Annotated in this window: 23 protein-coding genes and 1 pseudogene; 7 read left to right on the forward strand and 17 right to left on the reverse strand. The window is 63.0% G+C overall.

Annotated features, from left to right (window positions below):
* The 5 genes and pseudogenes from AC1D1L_RS27870 to AC1D1L_RS27890 form a co-directional block, all read right to left on the reverse strand.
* Positions 1-191, reverse strand: a pseudogene (locus AC1D1L_RS27870) (IS5/IS1182 family transposase); the annotation flags it as partial.
* Between the two features lie 81 nt (positions 192-272).
* Complete coding sequence (gene lpdA, locus AC1D1L_RS27875) at positions 273-1,661, reverse strand: dihydrolipoyl dehydrogenase (RefSeq protein WP_477344468.1); 1,389 nt, start codon at positions 1,659-1,661, stop codon at positions 273-275.
* 202 nt (positions 1,662-1,863) lie between these two features.
* Positions 1,864-3,171 (reverse strand): dihydrolipoamide acetyltransferase family protein, encoded by a 1,308-nt coding sequence (locus AC1D1L_RS27880; RefSeq protein ID WP_477344469.1) that lies wholly within the window; start codon positions 3,169-3,171, stop codon positions 1,864-1,866.
* Between the two features lies 1 nt (position 3,172).
* Positions 3,173-4,186: an alpha-ketoacid dehydrogenase subunit beta gene (locus tag AC1D1L_RS27885; protein WP_352583160.1), complete on the reverse strand. Its 1,014-nt coding sequence runs from the start codon at positions 4,184-4,186 to the stop codon at positions 3,173-3,175.
* A gap of 2 nt (positions 4,187-4,188) precedes the next feature.
* The gene (locus tag AC1D1L_RS27890) at positions 4,189-5,421 is read right to left on the reverse strand and encodes a thiamine pyrophosphate-dependent enzyme (RefSeq protein WP_477344470.1); all 1,233 of its coding nucleotides are present in this window, start codon (positions 5,419-5,421) and stop codon (positions 4,189-4,191) included.
* A 534-nt stretch (positions 5,422-5,955) separates the two neighbouring features.
* Here AC1D1L_RS27890 and holA point away from each other — a divergent pair.
* On the forward strand, positions 5,956-7,002 hold the full coding sequence (gene holA / locus AC1D1L_RS27895) for a DNA polymerase III subunit delta (protein WP_477344471.1): 1,047 nt from the start codon (positions 5,956-5,958) through the stop codon (positions 7,000-7,002).
* A 170-nt stretch (positions 7,003-7,172) separates the two neighbouring features.
* Here the strand turns inward: holA and AC1D1L_RS27900 are convergent, their stop codons facing one another.
* The 7 genes from AC1D1L_RS27900 to mnmE all read right to left on the reverse strand — a co-directional run bounded on the left by AC1D1L_RS27900 (position 7,173) and on the right by mnmE (position 15,290).
* Positions 7,173-7,955 (reverse strand): DUF2182 domain-containing protein, encoded by a 783-nt coding sequence (locus AC1D1L_RS27900; RefSeq protein ID WP_477344472.1) that lies wholly within the window; start codon positions 7,953-7,955, stop codon positions 7,173-7,175.
* 126 nt (positions 7,956-8,081) lie between these two features.
* Positions 8,082-8,714 (reverse strand): DUF1326 domain-containing protein, encoded by a 633-nt coding sequence (locus AC1D1L_RS27905; RefSeq protein ID WP_477344559.1) that lies wholly within the window; start codon positions 8,712-8,714, stop codon positions 8,082-8,084.
* 497 nt (positions 8,715-9,211) lie between these two features.
* On the reverse strand, positions 9,212-10,099 hold the full coding sequence (locus AC1D1L_RS27910) for a ParB/RepB/Spo0J family partition protein (RefSeq protein ID WP_477344473.1): 888 nt from the start codon (positions 10,097-10,099) through the stop codon (positions 9,212-9,214).
* 63 nt (positions 10,100-10,162) lie between these two features.
* The gene (locus AC1D1L_RS27915; RefSeq protein WP_112560215.1) at positions 10,163-10,960 is read right to left on the reverse strand and encodes a ParA family protein; all 798 of its coding nucleotides are present in this window, start codon (positions 10,958-10,960) and stop codon (positions 10,163-10,165) included.
* 68 nt (positions 10,961-11,028) lie between these two features.
* Complete coding sequence (gene rsmG, locus AC1D1L_RS27920; RefSeq protein WP_477344474.1) at positions 11,029-11,661, reverse strand: 16S rRNA (guanine(527)-N(7))-methyltransferase RsmG; 633 nt, start codon at positions 11,659-11,661, stop codon at positions 11,029-11,031.
* Positions 11,658-13,532 (reverse strand): tRNA uridine-5-carboxymethylaminomethyl(34) synthesis enzyme MnmG, encoded by a 1,875-nt coding sequence (mnmG, locus tag AC1D1L_RS27925; protein WP_477344475.1) that lies wholly within the window; start codon positions 13,530-13,532, stop codon positions 11,658-11,660. The genes rsmG and mnmG overlap by 4 nt, the downstream gene beginning before the upstream one ends.
* Before the next feature lie 435 nt (positions 13,533-13,967).
* Positions 13,968-15,290, reverse strand: coding sequence for a tRNA uridine-5-carboxymethylaminomethyl(34) synthesis GTPase MnmE (mnmE, locus tag AC1D1L_RS27930; protein ID WP_477344476.1), 1,323 nt, complete (start codon positions 15,288-15,290; stop codon positions 13,968-13,970).
* A 70-nt stretch (positions 15,291-15,360) separates the two neighbouring features.
* Here mnmE and AC1D1L_RS27935 point away from each other — a divergent pair, with 70 nt between their 5' ends.
* Complete coding sequence (locus AC1D1L_RS27935; protein ID WP_477344477.1) at positions 15,361-17,376, forward strand: thioredoxin domain-containing protein; 2,016 nt, start codon at positions 15,361-15,363, stop codon at positions 17,374-17,376.
* 163 nt (positions 17,377-17,539) lie between these two features.
* Here AC1D1L_RS27935 and rho read toward each other — a convergent pair whose 3' ends face one another.
* The 3 genes from rho to hemE form a co-directional block, all read right to left on the reverse strand.
* Entirely contained in the window at positions 17,540-18,805 is a 1,266-nt protein-coding gene (gene rho / locus AC1D1L_RS27940) for a transcription termination factor Rho (protein ID WP_112560220.1), read from the reverse strand.
* Positions 18,806-19,027: 222 nt separating this feature from the next.
* Positions 19,028-19,570, reverse strand: coding sequence for a protoporphyrinogen oxidase HemJ (hemJ, locus tag AC1D1L_RS27945; protein ID WP_477344478.1), 543 nt, complete (start codon positions 19,568-19,570; stop codon positions 19,028-19,030).
* On the reverse strand, positions 19,567-20,595 hold the full coding sequence (gene hemE / locus AC1D1L_RS27950) for a uroporphyrinogen decarboxylase (protein WP_477344560.1): 1,029 nt from the start codon (positions 20,593-20,595) through the stop codon (positions 19,567-19,569). Before hemE ends, hemJ begins: the two co-directional genes overlap by 4 nt.
* 402 nt (positions 20,596-20,997) lie before the next feature.
* Between hemE and AC1D1L_RS27955 the strand changes: the two genes are divergently transcribed.
* From AC1D1L_RS27955 to dnaQ, 5 genes are all read left to right on the forward strand, one after another.
* Positions 20,998-21,819, forward strand: coding sequence for a pyruvate, water dikinase regulatory protein (locus tag AC1D1L_RS27955; RefSeq protein ID WP_436262178.1), 822 nt, complete (start codon positions 20,998-21,000; stop codon positions 21,817-21,819).
* A gap of 269 nt (positions 21,820-22,088) precedes the next feature.
* The gene (locus AC1D1L_RS27960) at positions 22,089-22,688 is read left to right on the forward strand and encodes a Maf-like protein (protein WP_477344479.1); all 600 of its coding nucleotides are present in this window, start codon (positions 22,089-22,091) and stop codon (positions 22,686-22,688) included.
* Positions 22,681-23,508, forward strand: coding sequence for a shikimate dehydrogenase (locus AC1D1L_RS27965; RefSeq protein ID WP_477344480.1), 828 nt, complete (start codon positions 22,681-22,683; stop codon positions 23,506-23,508). Before AC1D1L_RS27960 ends, AC1D1L_RS27965 begins: the two co-directional genes overlap by 8 nt.
* Positions 23,508-24,092, forward strand: a complete 585-nt coding sequence (gene coaE / locus AC1D1L_RS27970) for a dephospho-CoA kinase (protein ID WP_477344561.1) — start codon at positions 23,508-23,510, stop codon at positions 24,090-24,092. Before AC1D1L_RS27965 ends, coaE begins: the two co-directional genes overlap by 1 nt.
* Before the next feature lie 129 nt (positions 24,093-24,221).
* Positions 24,222-24,926, forward strand: coding sequence for a DNA polymerase III subunit epsilon (gene dnaQ / locus AC1D1L_RS27975; protein WP_477344481.1), 705 nt, complete (start codon positions 24,222-24,224; stop codon positions 24,924-24,926).
* 115 nt (positions 24,927-25,041) lie between these two features.
* Here the strand turns inward: dnaQ and secB are convergent, their stop codons facing one another.
* Together secB and AC1D1L_RS27985 are read right to left on the reverse strand one after the other, a co-directional pair.
* Positions 25,042-25,545: a protein-export chaperone SecB gene (gene secB, locus AC1D1L_RS27980; protein WP_112393905.1), complete on the reverse strand. Its 504-nt coding sequence runs from the start codon at positions 25,543-25,545 to the stop codon at positions 25,042-25,044.
* 125 nt (positions 25,546-25,670) lie between these two features.
* Positions 25,671-26,171 carry an FxsA family protein gene (locus tag AC1D1L_RS27985; RefSeq protein WP_112560247.1) on the reverse strand — a complete coding sequence of 167 codons (501 nt, stop codon included), beginning with the start codon at positions 26,169-26,171 and terminating at the stop codon, positions 25,671-25,673.
* Positions 26,172-26,366 lie beyond the last annotated feature (195 nt).

A 26,366-nucleotide genomic window follows, 5' to 3' on the forward strand; every position in this document is an offset into this window, starting at 1 on the left:
GCCTTGAACATCACCAGCGAATTGTACGCAGGCCGCCCTGGCCCCGCCGGCGAGCGCAGCCGCGCAAGGATCTTCTCGAAGCGATACCACTTCACCAGCGACGACAGCCGGTCCAGCCGACCACTCCGACCAAGACCCTGTGGCAGCAGAGCCTCCACAAAACTGAACTGACCGCTCGGCTTCGTCGTCATCGCAAAATCCCCGTTTCAAAAACAGGGAATCACATCCATCCAATTTTGCAACAGTCCCTCAAGGGGGGAGATCACGCACCCTCAAATATGCAGCGCGTGCCCCAGCGCCTTCAGCGCCGCTTCCTGGAATCCCTCGCCTTGCGTCGGATGCGCATGGATCGTGCCGGCGATATCCTCCAGCCGCGCGCCCATCTCCAGCGCCAGGCCAAAAGCCGCCGCCAGTTCCGACACGCCTTGCCCGACCGCCTGGATGCCGAGCACCAGATGGTTGTCCGCGCGGGCAACGACGCGGACGAACCCGTCTTCGCCGAGCTTCGTCATCGCCCGGCCATTGGCGGCGAAGGGGAACTGGCCGATCTTGATTTCGCCAAGCACCTTCGCCTCTTCCGGTGTCAAGCCGGCGGTGACCAGTTCCGGATCGGTGAAGCAGACTGCCGGGATCGAGCGCTTGTCCCAGCTGCGCTTGTGGCCGGCGACGATCTCGGCCACCATTTCGCCTTGCGCCATCGCCCGGTGCGCCAGCATGGGCTCGCCGGTGACGTCGCCAATGGCATAGATGCCGCGCATCGAAGTGCGGCACTGGTCGTCGATCTTGATGAACTTGCCGACCATGTCGAGGTCGATCTGGTCGAGGCCCCAGCCTTCGGTCACCGGCTTACGGCCTACAGTGACCAGGATCTTGTCCGCGGCAATTTTAGCGCTCTTGCCATCCGAAGTCTCGACCAGCAGCGCGTCGCCCTTGATCCCCTTCGCCTTGGCGCCAGTCATGACCTCGACGCCGAGCTGGGTCAGCCGCTTCACCACGGGCCGGGTCAGTTCGGCATCATACTGCGCCAGCACGCGCGGCAGGGCCTCGACCACGGTCACGGCGGCGCCCATTTTGGCGAAGGCCATGCCGAGCTCGAGCCCGATATAGCCGCCACCGACAACCGCGAGCCTCTTCGGCACTTCACTAAGAGCCAGAGCCTCGGTCGACGAGATCACCGGCCCGCCGAACGGCAGGAACGGCAGCTCGACCGACGCCGAACCAGTGGCGATCACCACGGTCTCGGCGCGGATGATCTGCGTGCCGGTCTCCGTCTCGACCGCTACCGTCTTGCCGTCGCGAAACGTTGCCCAGCCATAGACTGTCTTGACCTTGGCCTTCTTCAGCAGCCCGGCGACACCGCCGGTCAGCCGGCTAACAATCCCGTCCTTCCATGCGACGGTCTCCGACAGATCTAGCACGGGCGCCGCTACCGAAATGCCGAGCGGGTTGGTGCCGCCGGCCATATGTGACACCGCCTCGAACTCTTCCGCAGCATGGATCAGCGCCTTGGACGGAATGCAGCCGACATTGAGGCAGGTGCCGCCCGGTTTGCCGGCTTCGACGATCACCGTATCGATGCCGAGCTGGCCGGCGCGAATGGCGCAGACATAGCCGCCAGGCCCGGCGCCGATGACAAGCAGCTTGCAGGAGATTTCTTTCATCTTGGCTGTCCTTTCGGCGACGGCCGCCGCGCGCCTTCCCTTCTCCCCTTGTGGGGTCCGAAGGACGGGGCGAGACCCGCGGCTCGCCCCAGGGCGGTGGATCGGCGCGATGGGTGTTCCATGGAACGCCAACGCCTCACTCCGCTGGAACACCCCTCATCCGTCGCCTTCGGCTCGCGCCTTACGATCAACTCCATCACCCTCAATCCACAAATATCAGCGCCGGCGTTTCCAGCAGCGCCTTGATCCGCTGGATGAACACCGCCGCGTCCCAGCCGTCGACCACCCGATGGTCGAAGCTCGACGACAGGTTCATCATCTTGCGCGGGATGAACTGGGTGCCGTCCCAGACCGGCCGCACCATCATCTTGTTGACGCCGACGATCGCCACTTCCGGGTGGTTGATCACCGGCGTCGTCGCCACGCCGCCCATGGCGCCGAGCGAGGTGATGGTGATGGTCGATCCCGACAGCTCGTCGCGGCTGGCCGTGCCCGACTTCGCCGCCTCGGCCAGGCGGTTGAGTTCGGCTGCGCAATCCCAGAGGTCGCGCGCCTCGGCATGCTTGACCACCGGCACCACCAGGCCCGACGGCGTCTGTGCGGCGATGCCGATGTGGACGCCGCCATGCTGATGGATGATGCCGGCCTCGTCGTCGAACAGCGCGTTGATGTTGGGCTGGTCGGCGATCGCCTTGACCATCGCCCGCATCAAGAACGGCAGCAGCGTCAGCTTCGGCCTTTCGACACCCTTGCGCTTTTCCTTGTTGAGCGCGGCGCGCAATTCCTCGAGCGCGGTGACGTCGATCTCCTCGACATAGGTGATGTGCGGAATGCGTGACTTCGCCAGCGACATTTTCTCGGCGATCTTGCGTCGGAGCCCGATGACCTTGATGTCCTCGACGCTGTCATTGCGGGCGAGGCCCGATGCTTTCGCCACCTGCGGCCCGCGCGCCAGAAAAGCCTCGATGTCTTCATGGCTGATGCGGCCGGCCGGGCCGGTTCCCGATACCTGGCGCAGATCGATGCCTGCCTCTTTGGCCCGCAGCCGAATGGCTGGCGATGCCAAGGGCTTTTCGCCCTCCGGGCGCGGCGCGCCGGAAACCCGCTCCGGGATTTTGGGCGCGACCGCAACAGGCGCAGCTTTGGCTACCGGCTCTGACACCTTGGGTTTGGCCGCAGGCGGAGCTTCGGGCTTCGCCTCGGCCGGCTTCGCCGGCTCTTCGGCCTTCGCCGTCTGCCCGGCCGCATCCGGCTTCACATTGCCCTCACCCGCCACTTTCAGCCGCACGATCGGCGAGCCGATCGCTACCGTGTCGCCGATCTCGGCACCCAGCCACAGGATCTCGCCATCGACCGGCGAGGGGATTTCCACCGTCGCCTTGTCTGTCATCACGGCGGCAAGCACGGAATCCTCGCGCACGAGATCGCCGACCTTCACGTGCCATTCCACAAGTTCGGCCTCGGCGACGCCTTCGCCGACATCGGGCAGCTTGATGATGTGTTCGCCCATCTTAAGCTCCCATGGTTTCAATGAGTGCGCGTCCGACACGGGCGGGGCCTGGGAAATACTCCCATTCCTGTGCATGCGGATAGGGCGTGTCCCAACCGGTGACGCGGGCCACCGGCGCCTCGAGGTGATAGAAACAATTCTCCTGCACCAGCGCCGAAAGCTCGGCGCCGAAGCCGGAGGTCAGCGTCGCCTCGTGCACGACCACGCAGCGCCCGGTCTTCTTCACCGAGGCGACGATGGTGTCGAGGTCGAGCGGCAGCAGGGTTCTGAGATCGATGATCTCGGCATCGATGCCGGTCTCCTCGACAGCAGCCTGCGCGACATAGACCATGGTGCCGTAGGCCAGAACGGTGACGGCAGAGCCTGCTCGGCGGATTGCCGCCTTGCCGAGCGGTACCGTGTAGTGCCCATCGGCAACTTCGCCCAGCTCATGCTTCGACCATGGCGTCACCGGCCGGTCGTGATGGCCGTCGAACGGGCCGTTGTAGAGCCGCTTCGGTTCGAGGAAGATCACCGGATCCGGATCCTCGATCGCCGCGATCAGCAGCCCCTTGGCATCATGCGGGTTGGACGGCACCACCGTCTTAAGCCCCGACACATGAGTGAACAAGGCTTCGGGACTCTGGCTGTGCGTCTGGCCGCCAAAGATGCCGCCGCCGGTCGGCATGCGCACCACGATCGGACAGGTGAAGTCACCGTTCGAGCGGTAGCGCAGGCGGGCTGCTTCCTGCGTCAACTGATCGTAGGCCGGGTACATGTAGTCGGCAAACTGAATCTCGACGCAGGGCTTCAACCCATAGGCGGCCATGCCGATGGCCGAGCCGACTATGCCGGATTCGTTGATCGGCGCGTCGAAGCAGCGGCTCTTGCCGTATTTGGCCTGCAGGCCTTGCGTGCAGCGGAAGACACCGCCGAAAAAGCCGACATCCTCGCCATAGACGATGACGCGTTCGTCGCGCGCCATCGACACGTCCATGGCATCACGAATGGCCTCGATCATGGTGCGTCTTGGCATGGTCAGACCCCCGCCTGCTGGCGCTGCCGCCTCAGATGCGGCGGCATCTCGGCATAGAGCCCTTCGAACATGTCGCGGGTCGACGGCTTGCCGCCGGCATGCAGCGTGCCGTGGCTCTCGGCTTCCTTCTGCGCCGCGATCACCGTTTCCAGGATTTCCGCTTCGGCCTGGGCATGACGCTCGTCCGACCAGACGCCCTTGTGGATGAGATGGTTTTTCAGCCGCACGACCGGATCGCCGAGCGGCCAGGCGTCGGATTCGGTCTTCGGCCGGTAGGCCGACGGATCGTCCGAGCTCGAATGCGCGCCGGCGCGGTAGGTGACATATTCGATCAGCGTCGGCCCAAGGTTCTGCCGCGCCCGCTTCGCCGCCCATTTGGCCACCGCGTGCACGGCGAGATAATCATTGCCGTCGACGCGCAGCGACGGAATGCCGAAGCCAAGGCCGCGCGCGGCAAAGGTGCCGGAGCCGCCGCGGGCAATGCCTTGGAATGTCGAGATCGCCCACTGGTTGTTGACGACGTTGAGGATGACCGGCGCCTTGTAGGTCGAGGCGAACACCAGTGCGGAGTGGAAATCCGATTCGGCAGTCGAGCCGTCGCCGATCCAGGCCGCCGCGATTTTCGAATCGTTGGAAATCGCCGAGGCCATCGCCCAGCCGACCGCCTGGATGTACTGCGTCGCCAGATTGCCGGAGATCGAGAAGAAGCCGTGCTCCTTCGACGAGTACATGATCGGCAGCTGCCGCCCCTTCAGCGGGTCGGCCTCGTTGGAGTAGATCTGGTTCATCATCGTCACCATCGGATAGCCGTCGGCGATGAGCAGGCCGGCTTGCCGATAGGTCGGGAAATTCATGTCGCCGGGCGCCAGCGCCTTGCGAAAGGCGCAGCTCACCGCCTCTTCGCCGAGATGCTGCATGTAGAACGAGGTCTTGCCCTGGCGCTGCGCCATCTGCATGCGGGCATCGAAACTGCGCAGCGTCATCATATTGCGCAGGCCCTCGAGCAGCTCCTCATCGGTAAGCAGCCCGGCCCATGGCCCGACCGCCTCGCCGTCGCGGTTCAGCACGCGAATGATCGAGAACGCCATGTCGCGGATGGTGCGCGGATCGACCTCGATCTCCGGCCGCGGCGCCGAACCTGCCTTGGGGATAGGCACGTTGGAAAAGTCAGGCGTCCCGCCCGGCCGCACCTCCGGCTCCGGCACATGAAACCGCAACATCCCAGCATCGGCCATGACCTTCATCCTCCAATGTTGCCCGGTCGCGTATATCAACACATCTGCGCCGCCAGACCAGTGCGATTTCGTGAGGGCCAGAACGCGCACCCATCCTCCCGGTCATCGGCCTGTTCAGGGCCGATGCGGCACGCGGCGACAACATGCAGATATAGCGGCGAAATTTCTTGTCGATGTTTTCAGGCTGCGCGCAATTAGGCGAATGGACATGATGGGTCCGGCGCAACAGCAGACAATTCTGCCAATGTCAGCGCTGCCCCTCATTGCCCTGCCGGGCATTTCTCCCCGTATAGTGACGGGGAGAAAGGGGCTTGCCGCAGCCGCGGCGCCATTCTTGCAGCGGTGGCGATTAGCGAAGCCAGCGACGAGAGCGACCCCTCTCCCCGTCACTATACGGGGAGAGGATGCCGGCAGGCAGGTGAGGGGCAGCGCTGTCGCCTGGATATGAGGCACCCATCACTGCAGCCGCATGGAAACAGTCGCACTTCACTGGCTCCCGTTCACTCCGCGCCCGCATCATGCTAACCACCCATCATGGCGCAGAAGAAAGGATACGAGGTCGATTCGTGGCTGGCGAAGCCGGACGCGCGCATCTCGATTGTCCTGCTTTACGGCCCCGACCGCGGCCTCGTTGCCGAACGCGCCAAAGCCTTTGCCGAAAAGACCGGCCTGCCGCTCGACGACCCCTTTTCGGTGGTTCGGCTCGACGGCGCGGAGGTCGATCGCGACCAGGGCCGGCTGCTCGACGAGGCCCGTACGGTGCCGATGTTTTCCGACCGACGGCTTTTATGGGTGCGCAACGCCAGTGGCCAGAAGCCGCTGGCCGAGGACGTCAAGGCACTGACGGTAGAGCCTGCGCGCGACGCCATCATTCTGATCGAGGCCGGCGATCTCAAGAAAGGCGTCGGCCTGCGCGCGATCGTCGAGGCTGCCGACACCGCCATGGCGCTGCCTTGCTATGCCGACGAGGCTCGCGATATCGACAGCGTGATCGACGACGAATTGCGCAAGGCCGGCATGTCGATGGCGCTCGATGCGCGCCAGGCGCTGCGCCGCAATCTCGGCGGCGACCGGCTGGCCTCACGCGGCGAGATCGAAAAGCTGGTGCTTTACGCGCACGGCCAGAGGGAAATCGGCCTCGACGACGTCAGGGCGATGTCCGGCGACGTCTCCGGCGCCTCCTTCGACGATGCCGTCGACGCGGTGCTGGAGGGCAAAGTCAGTGACTTCGACACCGCCTTCACCCGCCACTGCCTGTCCGGCGGCCAGCCTTTTCTTGTGCTGTCTTCGGCGATGCGGCAGCTGCAGCAGCTTCAGGTCATGCGTGGACAGATGGACTCCGCCGGCCGCAACGCTGCCTCCGCGGTTGCGGGCGCGAGGCCTCCGGTCTTTTTCTCCAGGCGCAAGCTGGTGGAAAAGGCGCTGGAACGCTGGAACGTCGATGCGCTCAGCCGCGCGTTGATCCGTCTGCAATCGGCCGTGCTACAGACCAGGCGCAGGCCGGACCTGTCCGAAGCGTTGGCGCGCCAGGCGCTGCTTGGCATTGCAGTGGAAAGCGCGAGGCTGGGGCAGCGCGGCTGATCTCCCCCCTCGAGGGGGAGATGTCGCCGAAGGCGACAGAGGGGGTTGTCTCAGCCGCCTCGACCTCATCCTTGATGAAAAAGGGGGTCACGCTTCACGCGATGCGACCCCTTCTGGCCTGCCGGCCATCTCCCCCCTCGAGGGGGGAGATCAGCAGCTCCCTCCATCGGTCAATTCATGACCATGGCTTCCATGGGCTGGAAGGTTGGCAGCGCCTGCGGAAAGACCAACACCACTGCGCCATAAAAGAGCAGAGCGACACCCGACAGCTTTGCGATCCTCTCCCCTGACGGCAGGGTCTTTTCTGCAAAGATCAGCAAGGTGACCACAGCCATCGCGGCGATGTTCATGATCCCGAGAGGAAAAAGAGCAAGGAACAGAAGCCAGCAGCAGCCCAGGCAAACAAGCCCATGCTCCAGGCCCATGCGTACCGCGCCCCACTGACCATCGCGCCATGAGGTCAGGATGAAACCAATGGGCGTGCGGCATTTGGCCAGGCACAGATCCTTCAGCGGAGAAAGTTGATAGGCGCCTGCCATCAACAGCAGCGCGCCGCCGATGCGCGCGGCCGTGGCGGCGGACATTCCCGCATGCGCCGCAATGAGCTCTCCGCCCGCCGCACCGACAAAGGCGAGCGCACCCATCGCGCCCCAAAGCAGCATGTACGCAGCCACGAAAAACCAGGTCGAGACAAAAGTCTCGCCGCGCCCCCGTTTGCCGGCCTGAACGCGATGAAACGTCAGCACCATGGGCGCGGCGGTAGGGAACATCATGGCAATCATCATGATCATCCAGACGGCAAGAAACAGCGGCGCCTTCATCCCCATGGTGGGTGAGTACATGCGCATGTCCGCGTCCATGCCGATCCACTGCCAGACAAGCACGGTCCACGCTGCCGCGGCGACAACAATCAGCAGCGCGAGAATGATGTTTCGCTGCAATATCAGCGCCATGGGCTAAGTCCGTTGCGGCCGGGAACTAGAGTAATTTCAGGAAAAGTGTGAGTGGTTTTCCGTCCGAAATTGCGTCAAAACAAAGAGATAGAGCGGATCGCCGTTTCCATGAAACGGCGAGACGCTCTAGTGCTGGCCGGACCAATTGATCGGGGCATAGTGCCCGTTTCGGCGGGAATTATCCCAGCTCATTCCGTGGTCGCTGAATGTGCTGCCTTCCGCCCCCATCGCCAGAGCAAGCCAGTCGGGGTTGACCGGATGGCCGGTGGCCGCCCACATCTGCCCGTCCTCGCGCATTGTCGGCAACGGTTCGACCGCCATCTGCATGATGCCCGCAATCTGCGCCGACCGCTTCTTGCCGTCGATCCGGTAGCTTATCGGTACCTTCTTGGCTCCGAGATTCGTGCCGATCATGGGTGCCAGCACCGCCATCGGACCGCCTGCAGCGCCGGTGAAGATCGCGCCCAGCGCTTCTGTTTGCTTATCGTCGGCCTGTTCGTCGATATACGCGGCAGCCGTCCAATTGCCGTCCGCCATCGGGCCCGGCGCGTGAGCAACCATCGCAACATTGAGGCCATCCAACCGAACGTCACCATATTTGCCGGTATCGATATGAAAGACCAGGCCAACGTCGCAAACGCCTTGCGTCGGCTTCGATGTCAGCTGCGCGTTGATCGACAGCAGGCAAGGACACACGACATCGCAGTTGCAATTTTCGAAGTAACTTCCAGACAGTTGCCAACTGACCGCCATTTGCACCTCCCCGCTTGCGTCAGGCGCGTCGGCATATCGCTTGGGCGAGGTGGTGCCGTTCACAAATGTACGGGAACGGCAATTAGCCCCGCCGCGACTGATCGGCACGCTAGGGCAATTAATGTAAGCTATACCTAATTGAGGTTACGCCGTTGCCCGGCACTGTCAAGCCGCGGCGAAAGCAGAGGCGATAGCTGATCTCCCCCCTTGAGGGGGAGATGTCGCCGAAGGCGACAGAGGGGGTCGCCGCGCGTAGAGCGCCAACCCTTTCGCGGCACGCAAGATGTAGGCGACTATGTCTGGGACCCCTTCTGGCCTGCCGGCCATCTCCCCCTCAAGGGGGGGAGATACGCTGCCGCGCCGATTTCGCAAGCGGCCAACGCCACAAAGAAGGGCCGGCATCGCGCCAGCCCTTCATTTGTCTATCACCAATATATCAGCCTAAAATCTAACCTTAAGCCAAAACTTCTTTCGCCGGCTAAATACCGTGGCGCCTCAATCGCCTAGCGCTCGTCCTTCAACCGCCGGCACAACTCGTCGAGCTGCTCCAGGCTGCGATAATTCACGCGGATCGCGCCGCCCTTGCCCTTGTGCTCGATGGTTACGATCATGCCGATCGTGTCGGTCATCAGCTTTTCCAGCGCCAGCGTATCGGCGTCCTTGTCCGATGCACCTTGCGCCGGTTTGGCCTTGGGCGGCGTGCCGCCTGCCGGCATCTGCGCCAGCGCCTCGGCCTGGCGCACCGAAAGCCCTTCCTCGACAATCTGCTTGGCGAGCCCGGCCGGATCATGCGCCGTTACCAACGTCCGGGCGTGGCCGGCCGACAGCGCGCCGTCGACCAGCATGTCTCTGATAACGTCGGGCAGCTTCAACAGACGCAGCGTGTTGGCGACATGGCTGCGACTTTTGCCGATGACATTGCCGAGATCGGCCTGGGTGTAGCCGTGGTCGTCGATCAGTTGCTGGTAGCCCATCGCTTCCTCGACCGGGTTGAGGTCGGTGCGCTGGACATTTTCGATGATCGCCAACTCAAGCGCCGTGCGGTCGTTGACGTCGCGAACGATGATCGGGATCTCGGTCAGGCCGGCGCGCTGCGCCGCGCGCCAGCGCCGTTCGCCTGCGATGATCTCGTAGCGGCCGGCCTGCGTCGGCGACGGCCGCGCCACCACCGGCTGCACCACGCCATGCTCGCGGATCGATTGCGCCAGGTCGGTCAGATCGGCGTCGCCAAAATGCCGGCGCGGGTTTTTCGGATTCGGGCTCAGAAACTCGATCGGCACCTTGCCGTCCGCGTTCGCGGCCGGCTTCTCAGCTGCCGCCGGACGATCGATCTCGCCGATCAGCGCCGCCAGTCCGCGCCCCAGTCTTTTTCTCGAAAGGTCTTCGCTCATCTCTATTCCAGATCTTCAAATCGTTTCGGTATCGAATCGGCTTGGTTTATGAACCAACCCTAATTAAGCGGCGCGCAATTTACGCTCGCGGCGGATCACTTCGGAGGCCAGTTGCAGATAGGCCTGGCTGCCCGAGCACTTCAAATCATAAAGGATCGCCGGCTTACCGTAGGACGGCGCCTCGGACACCCGCACATTGCGCGGAATGATGGTCTCGTAGACCTTGTCGCCCATATGCGCGCGGACATCCTGCACCACCTGGTTGGCGAGGTTGTTGCGGCCGTCATACATGGTCAGCACGATGCCCTGAATGATCAGATCCGGATTGATCGTGCGGCGCACCTGCTCGACCGTTTCGAGCAATTGGCTGAGACCTTCCAGCGCGAAGAATTCGCATTGCAGCGGCACAAGAACAGAATCGGCTGCCGCCATTGAATTCAAAGTCAAAAGGTTGAGCGATGGCGGGCAGTCGATCAGCACATAGCCGAATGGCGCGCCACGCTCGGACGCGGCACGCAGCGCATTGCGCAGCTTCAGCACCCGGTCGGGCGCCGAAGCGATCTCCATCTCGATGCCGAGCAGGTCGAGCGTCGACGGCACGATCGACAGGCCAGGCACCGCCGTTGGGATTGCTGCGGCTTCCAGGTCAAGCTCGCCGGTCAGCACGTCATAGGAGGACACCGTGCGGTCCTTGCGGTCGATGCCGAGACCCGTCGAGGCATTGCCTTGCGGGTCAAGATCGACAATCAGCACCTTTTCGCCGATGGCGGCCAGCGCCGTGGCCAGATTGATGGCGGTAGTGGTCTTGCCGACGCCGCCCTTCTGGTTGGCGACGGTGATGATGCGGGGTCCGGTTTTCATGGGTCGATGCCAAATATTCATTTCGCGGGTCGCCAAAAGGGGTCGTTAAGCGGTTGCGGACGGGAAGCCTACGCAGCTCGCAGATCGGTCACTTCGAGGATGACGCCATGGGCGTCGGTCATGCTCGGATGTTCTACCAGATCGAAGGCCCAGCGGTGAGTGCTTTCTTCCACTTCGGCGCGGTAATCCCGGCCTTTGTGGAACAGCGCGCGCGATCCCCTGGTCAGCCATGGCGCCGACAGATCGAGCAGCGCCGGGAGCGCTGCAAGTGCCCTTGCCGTGACGATTTCAGGTGTTGAAACAAGCGCATAGCTGTCGTCGATGCGCCGGGAAACGACCCGAGCCGGCAAACCGAACTGGCCGATGACAGCTTGCAGGAACGAGGCTTTCTTGCGGTTGCTCTCGACCAGATCGATCGACGCGCCGTCACGCTCGACAAGCAGGAAAGCCAGCACCAGTCCGGGAAAACCGCCTCCTGAGCCGAGATCCGTCCAGCGCTTGGCCTCAGGCGCGATTCGCGCCAGCTGCGCGCTGTCCAGGATATGGCGGCCCCAGACATCGTCCAGCGTCGATGGCGCGGCAAGGTTGATGCTGCGGTTCCATTTCAGGAACAGCTGTTGGAACGTCACCAGACGTTCGAATGTTTCACGTGAAACCGGTCCCGCTGCTTCCTGCAGGCTCGTCCATGAGACAGCGCTCACGCAACGGCCCTTCGCGCAGCCGATTCGGCATTGCGGACATGCGCGACGATAATCGCCAGCGCCGCCGGAGTCATGCCCTCCATGCGCTGCGCATCTGCAATCGAGCGCGGCTGCCGCGTCCGCATCTTCTGCTTCAGCTCATTAGAAAGTCCTGGAACATTTGCAAAATCGACAGAGTTAGGGATCAGCCGGCTTTCCTCGTGCCGGATCTGCGCGACATCAGCCTGCTGACGATCGAGGTAAACCGAATATTTCGCTTCCGTTTCGAGCCGCTCTGCGGTCTTGGCGTCGATGGCGCCGAATGCCGGCGCGACGCGGGTCAACCAGGCAACATCCACGCCTGGATAGGCCAGCAACTCATAGGCGGAGCGGCGCACACCGTCTCTGTTGACCTCCAGCCCGTGACGCGCCGCTTCATTGGGCGTCATCGTCGTAGCAACCGCCAGTTCGCGCGCCTTCTCAAGGTCAACGGTGACTTGGTTGAACCGTTTCGTTCGCTCCTGCGATACAATTCCAAGCTTCGTCGCCAGCGGCGTCAGGCGCTCGTCAGCATTGTCGGCGCGCAGCGACAGCCGGAACTCAGCCCGCGACGTAAACATGCGGTAGGGTTCGGCAATGCCGCGGCTGGTCAAATCGTCGACCATCACGCCGATGTAGGCCTCGGTCCTGCTGAGCACGATCTGGTCTCCGGCCGACGCCTTGCGCGCGGCATTCAGCCCGGCGAGCAAGCCTTGCGCGCCGGCTTCTTCATAGCCGGTGGTGCCGTTGATCTGCCCGGCCAGGAACAGGCCGGCGATGCGCTTGGTCTCCAACGTCGGCTCGAGCTCGCGCGGATCGACATGGTCGTATTCGATGGCATAGCCCGGCTGCAGCATGGTCGCCCGCTCCAGCCCCGGGATCGTCTTCAGAATGTCGAGCTGCACATCCTCGGGCAGGGAGGTCGAGATGCCATTTGGGTAGACGGTGTCGTCGTCGAGCCCTTCCGGCTCGAGGAAAATCTGGTGGCCTTCCCGATCGCCGAACTTGACGATCTTATCCTCGATCGACGGGCAATAACGCGGACCGACCCCTTCGATCGAGCCGGAATACATGGCCGAGCGACCGAGATTGGCGCGGATGAGGTCGTGGGTGGCCGGCGTCGTGCGGGTGATGCCGCAATGGATCTGCGGATTCTTGATCGTATCGGTCAGCAGCGAGAACGGCGAGGGATGCTCATCCGCCGCCTGGCTTTCCAGCGACTCCCAATCAATGGTGCGGCCATCGAGCCGCGGCGGTGTGCCGGTCTTCAGTCGGCCGAGCGCAAATCCCGCGCGGCTCATCGTTGCCGACAGGCCAAGGCTCGCCTGCTCGTTCATGCGACCGGCGACGATCTTCTTCTCGCCAATATGGATCAGGCCGCGCAGGAAGGTGCCGGTGGTCAGAACGACGGCCCCACAGGCCAGCCGCCGCCCGTCGGCCAGCAGCACGGCGGCGATACGCCCTTCTTCGATCTCAAAACCCAGAACCTCGCCCTCGACGACGTCGAGATCGTTCTGCTGCCGAATCGCTTCCTGCATGGCCAGCCGATAAAGCTTGCGATCCGCCTGGGTGCGCGGCCCGCGGACGGCAGGGCCTTTGCGGCGGTTGAGCAGCCGAAACTGAATGCCGGCTGCGTCGGCAACCCGGCCCATCAGCCCGTCCATGGCATCGATCTCACGCACCAGATGGCCCTTGCCAAGCCCACCGATCGCGGGATTGCAGGACATGACGCCGATCGTGTCGAAGCGCAGCGTGACCAGTGCCGTCCTGGCGCCGGCACGCGCCGAAGCACTGGCCGCCTCGCACCCGGCATGGCCGCCGCCCACCACAACCACATCATAGTGATCGATCATTTTCCGTTCCAGATTCAGAGATTGCCCGACACATGTCCCCGCGAGACGGCCCTGTCAAGGATGGCAGGGCTACCGTTTGACGTGAGATCGCACGAAAGTACTACGCTTGCGGTGTTTCACGTGAGTCAAGGCCTTGGTGGATAATCACTTTTGGGCAGCGCTGCCCCTCATCCCCCTGCCGGCATCTTCCCCCCGTATAAACAACAGGGAGAAGGATGGGCTTCCGCGTCGGCGCCGAACCTCCACGTTGGCAGATAGCGAAACCGTCGATGACATCATCTTTCTCCCGTCCTTATACGGGGAGAAATGTCCGGCAGGACAATGAGGGGCGGCGCTTACTTCCGGGGAGGGTGAGTGCTTGTTTCACGTGAAACGACCCGGCAGCCACGTTTCACGTGAATCACCCATGCGCAGAGCCGCACTGTTTCACGTGAGTCACTTCCCAATGCAGAACTGAGAAAAAATCACGTCGAGCAAATCCTCGACATCCACCGCACCGACGATGCGACCTAGTCGGTCCGCGGCAAGGCGTAGCTCTTCCGCCCGCAGTTCCGGGCCGTGCTCTTGCCCCGACAAGGCCGAGGTCAGAAAGCGCCTGGTCTCGCTGAGCAACTCCACATGCCGCAACCGTGACGGCAGGATGTCGCCGGCATCGCCGATCGCGGCGGCGGCGCGACCGCCGATGTCAGCCAGCAGTTCAGCCAGTCCCGTCCCATCCACGGTCGAGATCGTCGCGTCATAGGCACCAGCCGTAGGGTCACCTTTCAGCAGATCAACCTTAGTGCCAATCTTCAGAACTGGGACGTTGACCGGCGTCGCTCCAACAGCCACAGGGTTAGTCAGATCCTCCAGCAGCAACACGAGATCAGCCGCCTGCGCCTTGGCGCGTGCCTTCTCGATGCCGATGGCTTCGACCTTGCCCGGCGCTTCGCGCAGGCCAGCCGTGTCAGTTACCCTTACCCGCACGCCGTTGAGGTCCAGCACCACCTCAAGCAAATCCCGCGTCGTGCCCGGTTCATCGGTGACGATCGCTGCCTCGCGCCGGGCCAGCGCGTTGAACAGACTGGACTTACCGGCATTCGGCGCGCCGAGGATGACGACCTCGAAACCGTCGCGAATGATTTCCGCGGCATGGAACCCGTCGATATGGCGGCTGATCTCATCAATCATCGCCCGGACATCCGACCAGACCGTATCCGAAACGGACCCGGGGACGTCCTCCTCGTCAGAGAAGTCGATCTCGGCCTCAATCATTGCCCGTGCATGAATTAGCCGCCGGCGCCATCCGAGATAGAGCGCGCTTTGCGCGCCCTCGGCATTCAGCACCGCAAAGCGGCGCTGCGCTTCGGTTTCGGCGTTGACCAGGTCGGCGAGCGCCTCGGTCTCGACCAGATCGAACTTGCCGTTGAGAAAGGCACGGCGCGTGAATTCGCCCGGCTCGGCATGACGCACACCGTCAAAGCCGGCGATCGTCTCCAGCATCCTGCCGGCGACGGCGCGGCCGCCATGGACGTGGAATTCGGCGACATCTTCGCCGGTAAAACTGGCCGGCCCAGGAAAGAACAGCACCAGGCCGTTGTCGATAAGCGATCCGTCGTCCGCCCGGAGCTTGCGCAGGGTGGCAACACGGTCCTTAACAATGCCGCCGGCAATCGTTTCGACAACGAATCGAGCCTTCGGCCCGGAAATGCGAATGACAGCGATGCCGGCGGGGAGGCGACCGCTGGACAGCGCAACTATCGAATCGTCTGAAATCATTTGCCCGCTCTAGCCAATCGCCCTAGCTTGAAACCCATCCCGACACCGCCAAACCGAGCCAAGCCCGCCCGTGACCTTGCCTGCGCAAAACCTGCTTGCCGAAGAAGCCAGCCCCTATCTGCAGCAGCACAGCGGCAATCCCGTGCATTGGCGGGCCTGGTCGCCCGCGGCACTGGCCGAAGCCAAGGCTTTGCAGCGGCCAATCCTGCTCTCGATCGGCTACGCCGCCTGCCACTGGTGCCATGTCATGGCGCATGAAAGTTTCGAAAACGACCAAGTCGCCGCCGTCATGAACCGGCTGTTCGTCAATATCAAGGTCGATCGCGAGGAGCGGCCGGACATCGACCAGATCTATATGGCCGCTCTGTCGTCGATGGGCGAGCAGGGCGGCTGGCCGCTGACAATGTTCCTCAACCCGGACGGCAAGCCGTTCTGGGGCGGCACTTATTTCCCGCGCGAGTCGCGTTATGGCCGTCCGGGCTTCATCCAGGTGATGGAAGCGGTCGACAAGGCCTGGCGCGAGAAGCGGCAAAGCCTGGACCAGAGCGCCGACGGCCTGACCGGCCACGTCGAGGCGCGCCTGGCCGGCGTTCACGCCAAGGCCCTGCTCGACAAAGCGACGCTCAGCGATCTCGCCGGCCGCATCGACGGCATGATCGACCGCGATCTCGGCGGCTTAAGCGGCGCGCCGAAGTTTCCCAACGCGCCGTTCATGCACACGCTGTGGCTGTCCTGGCTGCGCGACGGCGTCCTATCGCATCGCGACGCCGTTCTCATCAGCCTGGAAAAGATGCTGGCCGGCGGCATTTACGATCATGTCGGCGGCGGGCTGAGCCGCTATTCCACCGATGCCGAGTGGCTGGTGCCGCATTTCGAGAAGATGCTCTACGACAATGCGCAGCTGATCCGCCTGTGCAACTGGGCCTATGCCGCGACCGGCACCGATTTGTTCCGGATACGAATCGAAGACACGGTCGCCTGGCTGCTGCGCGAAATGCGCGTAGACGGCGGCGCCTTCGCCGCCAGCCTCGATGCCGACAGCGACGGCGAGGAGGGGCTTTTCTATACCTGGAGCAAGGATGAGCTCGAAACCGTGGTCGGCGACGATTCAGCCTTGTTTTTCAAGTACTTCACGCTCTCCGCACCACATGGCTGGGAGGGCAAACCGATTGTCCATCAGACGGGCGCGCAACAAAGCCAGAGTGTGCCTGACCGGGAGCTGCTCATCCCGTTGAAGGCAAGGTTGTTGGCTGCGCGGGAGCAGCGCATCCGGCCGGGCAGGGACGGCAAGGCGCTGACCGACTGGAATGGCCTGATGATTGCCGCGCTCGCCGAAGCCGGCCGCTCGCTGGACCGGCGCGACTGGATCGACGCGGCCGCAAAGGCATTCGATAACATTGCCCAAGCCAGCCAGGACGGCCGCCTGCCTCACTCCATGCTCGGCGCCAAAAAACTGTTCCCCGCACTGTCCAGCGACTATGCCGCGATGACCAATGCGGCGATCGCGCTGTTCGAAGCGACAGGCAATTCGAGCTATGTCGATCGGGCGAGGCAGTTCATCGACCAGCTGGATCGCTGGCACCGGGACAGCGACGGGACCGGTTACTACCTGACGGCGTCCGACAGCACCGATGTGCCGATCCGCATCCGCGGCGATGTCGACGAGGCGATTTCTTCGGCCACCAGCCAGATCATCGAAGCCCTGGTGCGGCTGGCCTCGGTTACCGGCGATCTCGATCTGCAGGACAAAGCGTGGCGGGTCGCTGAACACGCCATGGGCCGGGCAGGGCAGCAGTCCTATGGCCAGGCCGGAATCGTTAACGCCTGTGCCCTGGCGCTTGAACCGCTGAAGCTCGTATTGGTCGATACCCCAGAGAGCCCAAGCCTCGTTCCGGTTGCGAATCGGAATCCTGACCCGCGTCGAGTCGATATCGTTGTGGCAATCGGAACGGAGACGAATCGACCGACTTTGCCGGGTGGTGTCTTGCCGCCGACCGATAGACCGGGCGCCTGGCTGTGCACAGGACAGGTGTGTTTGCCGGTGGTGACGAGTGCTGAAGAGTTGGAGCAGTTGTTGCGGCGGTAGCGCCTCTTACCCTTCCCCTTGTGGGGAGGGTCGGCTCATGATCGCAGCGAAGCGAAGATCGTGAGACGGGGTGGGGGTGCTCGTAAAGCGCTACCGTCGCGCAGACCCCCACCCCGCTCCGCTTCGCGGATCGACCCTCCCCACAAGGGGGAGGGTAAGCTCCCTACGTATTCATCGAGTCGAAGAAATCCGCATTGGTCTTGGTCTGCTTCAGCTTGTCGATGAGGAACTCGATCGCGTCGGTGGTTCCCATCGGCGCCAGGATGCGGCGCAGCACGAAGATCTTCTGCAGATCCTGCTTGGAGACCAGCAGGTCTTCCTTGCGGGTGCCGGACTTCAGAATGTCCATGGCCGGATAGATGCGCTTGTCCGCGACCTTGCGGTCGAGCTGGATTTCGCAGTTGCCGGTGCCCTTGAACTCTTCGAAGATGACTTCGTCCATACGGCTGCCGGTGTCGATCAGCGCGGTGGCAATGATGGTCAGCGAGCCGCCTTCCTCGATGTTGCGCGCCGCACCGAAGAAGCGCTTCGGCCGCTGCAGTGCATTGGCGTCGACACCGCCGGTCAGCACCTTGCCGGATGACGGCACAACGGTGTTGTAGGCGCGGCCGAGGCGGGTGATGGAATCGAGCAGGATGACGACGTCGCGGCCATGCTCGACCAGGCGCTTGGCCTTCTCGATGACCATTTCGGCGACCTGGACGTGACGCACCGCCGGCTCATCGAAGGTAGACGAGATGACCTCGCCCTTCACCGAGCGCTGCATGTCGGTCACTTCTTCCGGCCGCTCGTCGATCAGAAGCACGATCAGATAGCATTCCGGATGGTTGGCCGTGATCGAGTGGGCGATGTTCTGCATCAGCACGGTTTTACCGGTGCGCGGCTGCGCGTTGATCAGTGCGCGCTGTCCCTTGCCGATCGGCGCCACCAAGTCGATGACGCGCGGCGAGATGTCCTTCGAGGTCGGATTGTCGATCTCCATCTTCAGTCGCTTGGTCGGATAGAGCGGCGTCAGATTGTCGAAGTGGATCTTGTGGCGGATCTTTTCGGGATCGTCGAAATTGATGGTGTTGACCTTGAGCAGCGCGAAATAGCGCTCGCCCTCTTTCGGGCTGCGGATCGGCCCTTCGACTGTATCGCCGGTCTTCAGCGAAAAGCGGCGGATCTGCGAGGGCGAGATGTAGATATCGTCGGGACCCGGCAGGTAGTTGGCGTTGGCGGAGCGCAGGAAACCGAAACCGTCCTGCAGCACCTCGACCACGCCATCACCGATGATCTCGATTTCCTGGGCGGCCAGTTTCTTCAGGATGGCAAACATCAGCTCCTGCTTGCGCATGACGCTGGCGTTTTCCACCTCGAGCGATTCGGCATAAGCGATCAGCTCTGGCGGTTTCTTGTTCTTGAACTCTGCGAGTTTCATTTCTTGCATAGACGGACTCTGAGTAGGCTTTTTGAGGGAAATATCGGCTGGATGCGACAAATGCCGGGCGCGGCCGGAAAGCGAAATGGGCGGCGCATGACGGGAAGGAAGACCCGTCTTGTATCGTCGGTCGGTTGAAAGAGCAAGCCGCCTTTTGCGGAGGACCTTCCAGGCTCGGCATCATGCTTTTCAGAAAACCAACTTCTGGTTTTCAGGTCGATGCGGGAAGCCTCAGAACGGCTTGACGATGACCAGCACGACGATGACGATCATCAGCAATGTGGGGATCTCGTTGACGATCCGCCAGTGCCTTGCCGGTTTTTCGTTGCGATCCTCGGCAAATTTCCTCACCGCACCGGCCAGATAGCCGTGCACGCCGGACATCAGAACCACCAGGCCGATCTTGGCGTGCAGCCAGCCGCCATGGAAACCAAAGCCTTTCCAGGCGAGCCACAGACCAAACACCCAGGTGATGACCATGGCCGGATTGATGATGCCGCGCAGCAGCCGGCGCTCCATCACCTTGAAGGTTTCCGACTGCACCGAGCCTTTCTCGGCATCGGCATGATAGACCAGCAGCCGCGGCAGATAGAGCATGCCCGCCATCCACGAGATGACGGCGATGACGTGGATCGCCTTCGCCCAGGGATAGAAATCGTCGGGGCCGAACAGGAACAGCAATCCTGCCAACACCAGGAACACGGCAATGGCGATCGCCGCACGACGCATGGCGCCGGCGCCGCCTTCGGCAGGGCTTTTGCCCATCATGGTCATGACGCGCTCCGCACCTGCTTCACCATTGCCTCGACATGCGCCACCGGTGTCTCCGGCGTGATCCCGTGGCCGAGATTGAAGATCAGCGGTCCGTCGCCCAACGTCTTCAGGATCGCATCGACGCCGTCCGACAGGGCTTTGCCGCCAGCCACGAGCCGCAAGGGATCGAGATTGCCCTGGACCGCCCCGGAGTGCTGCAATGTCTTCGCTGCTGCCAGGGGCACGGTCCAGTCGATCCCCAGACCCGTCACACCGGTCTTCTCACGATAGGTCTGGTAGCGGGCGCCAGCACCTTTGGGAAAACCAATGATCGGAACATCGGGATTAACGGCACGAACCTGCCTGACAATCTCCGCCACGGGCTGCACGCAGAACAGGTCGAAAGACGCATCGTCGAGCACGCCGGACCAGGAATCGAAGATCTGCACCACATCGGCACCGGCCTCGATCTGGCGGATGAGATAGGCGGCTGAGTGATCGGCCAGCACTTTCAGGAGTTGCTTAAAGGCTTCCGGCTCGCGATAGGCAAACAGCCGGGCCGGCGCCTGGTCGGGCGTGCCGTGGCCGGCAATCATGTAAGTCGCCACCGTCCACGGCGCGCCACAGAAGCCGATCAGCGTCGTCTCGTCAGGCAGTTTCGCCCGCAGCCGGCGAACCGTCTCGTAGACGGGCGAGAGATTCACGTGAAACGTTTCGCTGTTGAGAGCCAAAATCTCAGTCGCCGTGATCGGCGTCAGCAGCGGTCCGCGGCCTTCTTCAAAGCGCACATCGCGGCCCAGCGCATGCGGCACGACCAAGATATCCGAGAACAGGATCGAGGCATCGAAGCCGAAGCGTTCGATCGGCTGTAGCGTCACTTCAACGGCGAGGTCTGGATTGTAGCAGAGATCGAGGAACGATCCGGCACGCTTTCTGGTCTCGCGATATTCCGGCAGATAACGCCCGGCCTGACGCATCATCCAGAGCGGCGGCGGAAACGCTGCCTTGCCTCTCAGCACGTCCAGCATGATGCGGTTCTCGGGCATTGAGCGCTCTCTTCCCCTGCCTTCTCTATAATTAAATAGTCTATTTCTAGAATCTTCTGATTCTAAGAGTCTGTTGGTTGTGGTGGTTGTCACCTGTCCCGCTTCGCCCTGGAAAAGGCTAGCCAGCATATTGTCGCGTGCTTCTTCCCTGGGATTGGCGGAGAGTGTGGATGACCGGGATTCCATCACTGGAGTCAAGGGCTTGACGCCAGCCGTGCAAAACGGGCTCTGTGGACGAAGCGCTGGCAAGAATCCCCGTCCCCAGATTTGTCCCCAACCGCCCGACGAAGCCGACAGCGCGTCGAATTGTGGACAACCTGCCTTCTGATACAGTCGCCTCCAGCCGGTCGCCTTTCCGGTCCCTGTTTATCCACACCAGCCCACAGCCCCCAGGTGCCCCCTGTGAACAAACCCCAGAGCTTCTTCCACCTGCACCTGATTTCCGACGCCACCGGCGAAACGCTGCTGGCGGCCGGCCGGGCAGCCTCGGCGCAATACAAGGATGCGCGCGCCATTGAGCATATCTATCCGCTCATCCGCACCGAGAAGCAGGTGGCGAAAGTGTTCGAGGACATTGAGGAGGAACCGGGCATCATCCTCTACACCGTCGTCGACCAGAAGCTCGCGCGCGGCATTGACGAGCGTTGTGCTGCGATGGGCCTGCCCTGCGTCTCGGTGCTGGAGCCGGTGCTGACCGTCTTCCAGTCCTATCTCGGCACCCCGGCCGGCCGCCGCGTCGGCGCCCAGCATGTGCTCGACGCCGACTATTTCCGCCGCATCGATGCGCTCAACTTCACCATGGAGCATGATGACGGCCAGCTGCCGGCCAATATGGACGATGCCGACATCGTTCTGATCGGCATTTCCAGGACATCGAAGACGCCGACCAGCATCTATCTCGCCAACCGCGGCATCAAGACCGCCAACATCCCAATCGTTCTCGGCGTGCCGGTGCCGGAAAGCCTGGTCGCTGCCAGCAAGCCGCTGATCGTCGGCCTGATCGCCACCGCCGAACGCATCTCGCATGTCCGCCAGAACCGCATCCTCGGCAACAGCAGCACTTACGAAGCGACCGACTATGTCGATCGCGCGCTGATCACCGAAGAGCTCGCCTATGCCCGCCAGATCTGCACAAGGCACAACTGGCCGATGATCGACGTCAGCCGCCGCTCGATCGAAGAGACGGCAGCGGCCATTGTTGCCCTGCGGGGGAAGAATAGGTAATTGAGCGGAGATGACTTTGCCGCTCGTCTTAGCGGAGGTTCGGCGCTGCCCCTCACCTGCCTGCCGGCATCCTCTCCCCGTATAGTGACGGGGAGAGGGCCGCTGTCGTCGATCGCTTCGCCAATCGCCGGCGTTGCAGGAAATGGCGCCGAAACTGACGCTGCCCCTTTCTCCCCGTCACTATACGGGGAGAAATGTCCGGCAGGACAATGAGGGGCGGCGTCCACGTCGCAGACTAAAATCGAACCGCTCCTGCGTCCGAGTGAAACATGACCGAAAAAATCATCCTCGCTTCCGGCAGTCCATTCCGAAAGGCCATGCTGGTCAACGCCGGGCTCGACATTGAAGCCGTCCCGGCCGAGGTCGACGAGCGCGCGCTCGAGGCGCCGTTGCAGGATAGCGGCGTGTCGCCGGAAGATGTCGCCCTGATCCTCGCCGAGGCCAAGGCCACCGAAGTCAGCGAGCGCAGACCGGCGGCGCTGGTGCTCGGCTGCGACCAGACTTTGTCACTGGGAGATGAAGTGTTCCACAAGCCGGCCGACATGGAAGGCGCCCGCCGCCATCTTTTGGCGCTGTCCGGTAAGACCCATCAACTGAACAGCGCCGTGGTGCTGTGCCGCAACGGCAAGGTGCTGTGGCGCCATGCCGGCATAGCCAGCCTGACCATGCGCAAGCTCGATCCTGCTTTCATCGGCCGGCATTTGGCCCGCGTCGGCGCCAAGGCGCTCTCAAGCGTCGGCGCCTACCAGATCGAGGGCGAAGGCATCCAGCTGTTCGAAAAGATCGAAGGCGACTATTTCACCATTGTCGGCCTGCCGCTCTTGCCGGTGCTCAAGCAATTGCGCGCGCTCGGAGCCATCGATGGTTGAGAGAAAAGCTTTCGTCACCGGCCACCCGATCGCGCATTCGCGTTCGCCGAAGATTCACGGCTACTGGCTGAAGACATACGGCATCGACGGCAGCTACCGCGCCATCGATGTCGCGCCGGCCGATTTTCCCGCATTCCTCTCCTCGCTGCAGGCCAACGGCTACCAGGGCGGCAACGTCACCATCCCGCACAAGGAGGTTGCCTTCGCCCGGGTCGAGCGCCGCGATGAAGCGGCGGAGATGATCGGCGCCGTCAATATGCTGTGGCTGGAAGACGGCCTGCTGTGGGGCGGCAATTCGGACTGGATCGGCTTTGCCGGCAATCTCGACGAGTATACTCCGGGTTGGGACAGGAACGGTCCGGCCGTGGTGCTCGGCGCCGGCGGCGCGTCGCGCGCGATCATCCACGCACTGAAAGCACGCGGCATCAGGGATATCCGCATCGTCAACCGTACTTTGGCGCGGGCGCAGGAACTGGCTGACCGCTTCGGCGCCGGTGTTTCGGCGCACGGCAGGGTGGGCGATTTGCTCGGCGATGCCGGCCTGCTCGTCAACACCACGGCGCTCGGCATGCGTGGCGATGCCACGCTCGCCGCCGATCCCGCCGGGCTGCCCGGCCATGCCATCGTTTCCGACATTGTCTATGTGCCGCTGGAAACCCCGTTGCTGGCCGCCGCGCGTGCGCACAATCTGAAGACGGTCGACGGGCTCGGCATGCTGCTGCACCAGGCCGTGCCCGGGTTCGAGCGCTGGTTCGGCAAGAAGCCCGAGGTCACTGCCGAACTCAGGCAGATGATCGTCGCCGATATCGTTGCCAAATGATGATCGTGCTCGGCCTCACCGGATCGATCGGCATGGGCAAGTCGACGACGGCGAAGATGTTCGCCGACGCCGGCGTGCCAGTGCATGATTCCGATGAGACCGTGCACCGGCTTTATTCCGGCAAGGCCGCGCCCTTGGTCGAAGCAGCCTTTCCCGGCACCACCGTGTCCGGCGTCGTAGACCGTGCGAAATTAGGCGCGCGGGTGCTGGGTGACGCCGCCGCGCTGAAGACATTGGAGACAATCATCCACCCGCTGGTCCGCGCCGACGCCGATGCCTTTCTGGCAAGACACCGCGCCGCCGGCGCGCCGCTGATCGTGCTCGACATTCCGCTGCTGTTCGAAACCGGCGGCCGCAACCGCGTCGACAAGGTCGTCGTCGTCACCGCGCCGGCGGAGGTTCAGCGCGCCCGCGTGCTGGCGCGGCCTGGCATGAGCGAGGAAAAGCTGGCGGCGATCCTGGCCAAGCAGGTGCCCGACGCCGAAAAACGCCGGCTGGCTGATTTCATCATCGACACCGGTGAAGGCATGGACGCTGCCCGCGCCGCAGTCGACGCCATCATTGCCGAACTGGCTGGGCGCTGAACTCTTGGGGCACTGAACTCCCGGGGGATAAGTCCGGTCGGTCGGCATCCTGACGGCAGGCTGTCGGCATTGCCCATTGCCATTTTGTTCCACTGTATGATTCTGCTCACTTAGGAGTGAGCTGATTCTATGCGTGAGATCATCTTCGATACCGAAACCACCGGCCTCGACATGCGCGACGACCGCATCATCGAGCTTGGCGGGGTCGAACTGGTCAATCGCTTCCCGACCGGGCGCACTTTCCACAAATTCATCAACCCGCAAGGGCGCGCCGTTCATCACGAGGCGCAGGCCGTGCACGGCATCAGCGCCGCCGACCTGGTCGGCAAGCCGACCTTTGCCGAAATCGCCGAGGAATGGCTGTCCTTTACCGACGGCGCCAAGCTCGTCGCCCACAACGCCAATTTCGATATCGGCTTCCTCAACACCGAGTTCGGCCGGCTCGGCCAGCCGGTCATCGATACGGGGCGCGTCGTCGACACGCTGGCGCTGGCGCGACGCAAGCACCCGATGGGTCCCAATTCGCTCGATGCGCTCTGCCGCCGCTACGGCATCGACAACGGCCACCGCACCAAGCACGGCGCGCTGCTCGATTCCGAACTGCTGGCCGAAGTCTACATCGAGCTCATCGGCGGCAAGCAGGCGGCGCTCATCCTCGAAACGGTGGCGGTGCAGGTCAATAGCAACGGTGACGTCGCCGACATCGACATCTCGATCGCCGCCCGGCCGATCGCCCTGCCGCCACGACTGACCGAGGGCGAGCGCGCAGCGCATGCGGGCCTGGTTGCGACACTCGGCGAAAAGGCGCTGTGGCTGAAGGTGGCTGTGGGGTGAAACTCCTGAGGTTAGCCGAGGGCTTCAGCTAAACCAGAGCGTGCTGTCCCACCGACGTCTCCAACAAAAAGCCCGGCACAAGGCCGGGCTTTTCAAACACTAGCGTAGAGCCTTCTCAGCTCACCTTGACCTTCGAGGCCGCCTGGTCCTCGGCCAGCTTCTGCTGGAACATCTGAGCGAAATCGATCGGGTCGAGCATCAGCGGCGGGAAGCCGCCATTGCGGGTGGCTTCGGCGATGATCTGGCGGGCGAAGGGGAACAGGAGCCGCGGGCATTCGATGAACAGGATCGGCAGCATGTGTTCCTGCGGGAAGCCTGAGATAGCGAAGACGCCGCCATAGACCAGCTCGACGTTGAACAGCACTTCCTGGTCGAAGGAGGCCTTGGCGTTCAACGTCAGATTGACGTCGAACTGCTTGTCGGAGAGCGGGTTGGCGTTGACATTGACGTTGATGGCGATGCCGGGGGCCTTGTCGCGGCCGCGCAGCGAGTTCGGCGCGCCGGGGCTTTCGAAGGACAGGTCCTTCACATACTGGGCGAGCACGTTGAGCGACGGCTGCGCCGTTTCGCCGTTGTTGCCGTTGGCGGCGCCGACCGGCGCGTCATCTTTGCTGGCCATGAGCCTTGATCCTTTTGCCTGGGCAGCAGCGCTGACCGAATTGAAATCGGGCGTTGGCTAGCATGGTCGGCATGACAAGACAAGGTTTGCCGCCTTGTGACCGGACGGATCAAGACGGAACGATCTCAGTCGTCTTTCAAACGCCGCCACGGCGAATTGTGGTCGGGGCCGCGCTTGAAATCGTCCTCGCGCGAATAGTCGCCGTCGTCGAGATCGATGACCTTGTCGCGCGACCTGCCGCGGAAACCACCGGTGGTGAAATCGGTAGCGACGACGATGCGGCCCTTGAGCCTGCTCCAGGCAAGGTCACGCACCGGCGGCAGGAACAGAAGCAGGCCGATAATGTCGGTGATGAAGCCGGGAATGATCAAAAGGATCGCTGCGACCACGATCATGGCGCCATGCGCGAGCTGGCGGCTGGGGTCGCCGCCGCCGGCCATCTCGGCGCGCACCCGCGCCATGACGCCAAAACCCTGGTGCCTGAGCAGAAGCACGCCGGCAAGGCTGGAAGCCAGCACCAGGCCGACCGTCGCCAGCGCCCCGACCTCGCGGCCGACAATGACGAAACCGGCAATTTCCAGCAGCGGCAGAGCAAGCAGGAACAAGGGGAGGAAGGAAATGCGCAAGTCTTGACCGATCGTTTCCATGTTTTGCCGGGCGGCGTACAATCGCCGCTGGCACTGAGGCCGTTAGATAGGTATGCCTGCCTTTGATTTGAATGATTGCGCCATGCGTTCTATATGCTTTGCATGTTGAACGCTATGCGACCGCGGCCCGGATTGGCCGGCGGTCCCGGCCAGGTCAGGGATTGATTGGCGAAA

It is taken from the genome of Mesorhizobium sp. P2_D6, assembly GCF_056404315.1.

Coding starts and splice junctions, on each gene's coding strand:
- lpdA (WP_477344468.1), bottom strand. CDS start 1,661: ATGAAAGAAATCTCCTGCAAGCTGCTTGTCATCGGCGCCGGGCCTGGC.
- AC1D1L_RS27880 (WP_477344469.1), bottom strand. CDS start 3,171: ATGGGCGAACACATCATCAAGCTGCCCGATGTCGGCGAAGGCGTCGCC.
- AC1D1L_RS27885 (WP_352583160.1), bottom strand. CDS start 4,186: ATGCCAAGACGCACCATGATCGAGGCCATTCGTGATGCCATGGACGTG.
- AC1D1L_RS27890 (WP_477344470.1), bottom strand. CDS start 5,421: ATGGCCGATGCTGGGATGTTGCGGTTTCATGTGCCGGAGCCGGAGGTG.
- holA (WP_477344471.1), top strand. CDS start 5,956: ATGGCGCAGAAGAAAGGATACGAGGTCGATTCGTGGCTGGCGAAGCCG.
- AC1D1L_RS27900 (WP_477344472.1), bottom strand. CDS start 7,955: ATGGCGCTGATATTGCAGCGAAACATCATTCTCGCGCTGCTGATTGTT.
- AC1D1L_RS27910 (WP_477344473.1), bottom strand. CDS start 10,099: ATGAGCGAAGACCTTTCGAGAAAAAGACTGGGGCGCGGACTGGCGGCG.
- AC1D1L_RS27915 (WP_112560215.1), bottom strand. CDS start 10,960: ATGAAAACCGGACCCCGCATCATCACCGTCGCCAACCAGAAGGGCGGC.
- mnmG (WP_477344475.1), bottom strand. CDS start 13,532: ATGATCGATCACTATGATGTGGTTGTGGTGGGCGGCGGCCATGCCGGG.
- mnmE (WP_477344476.1), bottom strand. CDS start 15,290: ATGATTTCAGACGATTCGATAGTTGCGCTGTCCAGCGGTCGCCTCCCC.
- rho (WP_112560220.1), bottom strand. CDS start 18,805: ATGCAAGAAATGAAACTCGCAGAGTTCAAGAACAAGAAACCGCCAGAG.
- hemJ (WP_477344478.1), bottom strand. CDS start 19,570: ATGACCATGATGGGCAAAAGCCCTGCCGAAGGCGGCGCCGGCGCCATG.
- hemE (WP_477344560.1), bottom strand. CDS start 20,595: ATGCCCGAGAACCGCATCATGCTGGACGTGCTGAGAGGCAAGGCAGCG.
- AC1D1L_RS27960 (WP_477344479.1), top strand. CDS start 22,089: ATGACCGAAAAAATCATCCTCGCTTCCGGCAGTCCATTCCGAAAGGCC.
- AC1D1L_RS27965 (WP_477344480.1), top strand. CDS start 22,681: ATGGTTGAGAGAAAAGCTTTCGTCACCGGCCACCCGATCGCGCATTCG.
- coaE (WP_477344561.1), top strand. CDS start 23,508: ATGATCGTGCTCGGCCTCACCGGATCGATCGGCATGGGCAAGTCGACG.
- dnaQ (WP_477344481.1), top strand. CDS start 24,222: ATGCGTGAGATCATCTTCGATACCGAAACCACCGGCCTCGACATGCGC.
- secB (WP_112393905.1), bottom strand. CDS start 25,545: ATGGCCAGCAAAGATGACGCGCCGGTCGGCGCCGCCAACGGCAACAAC.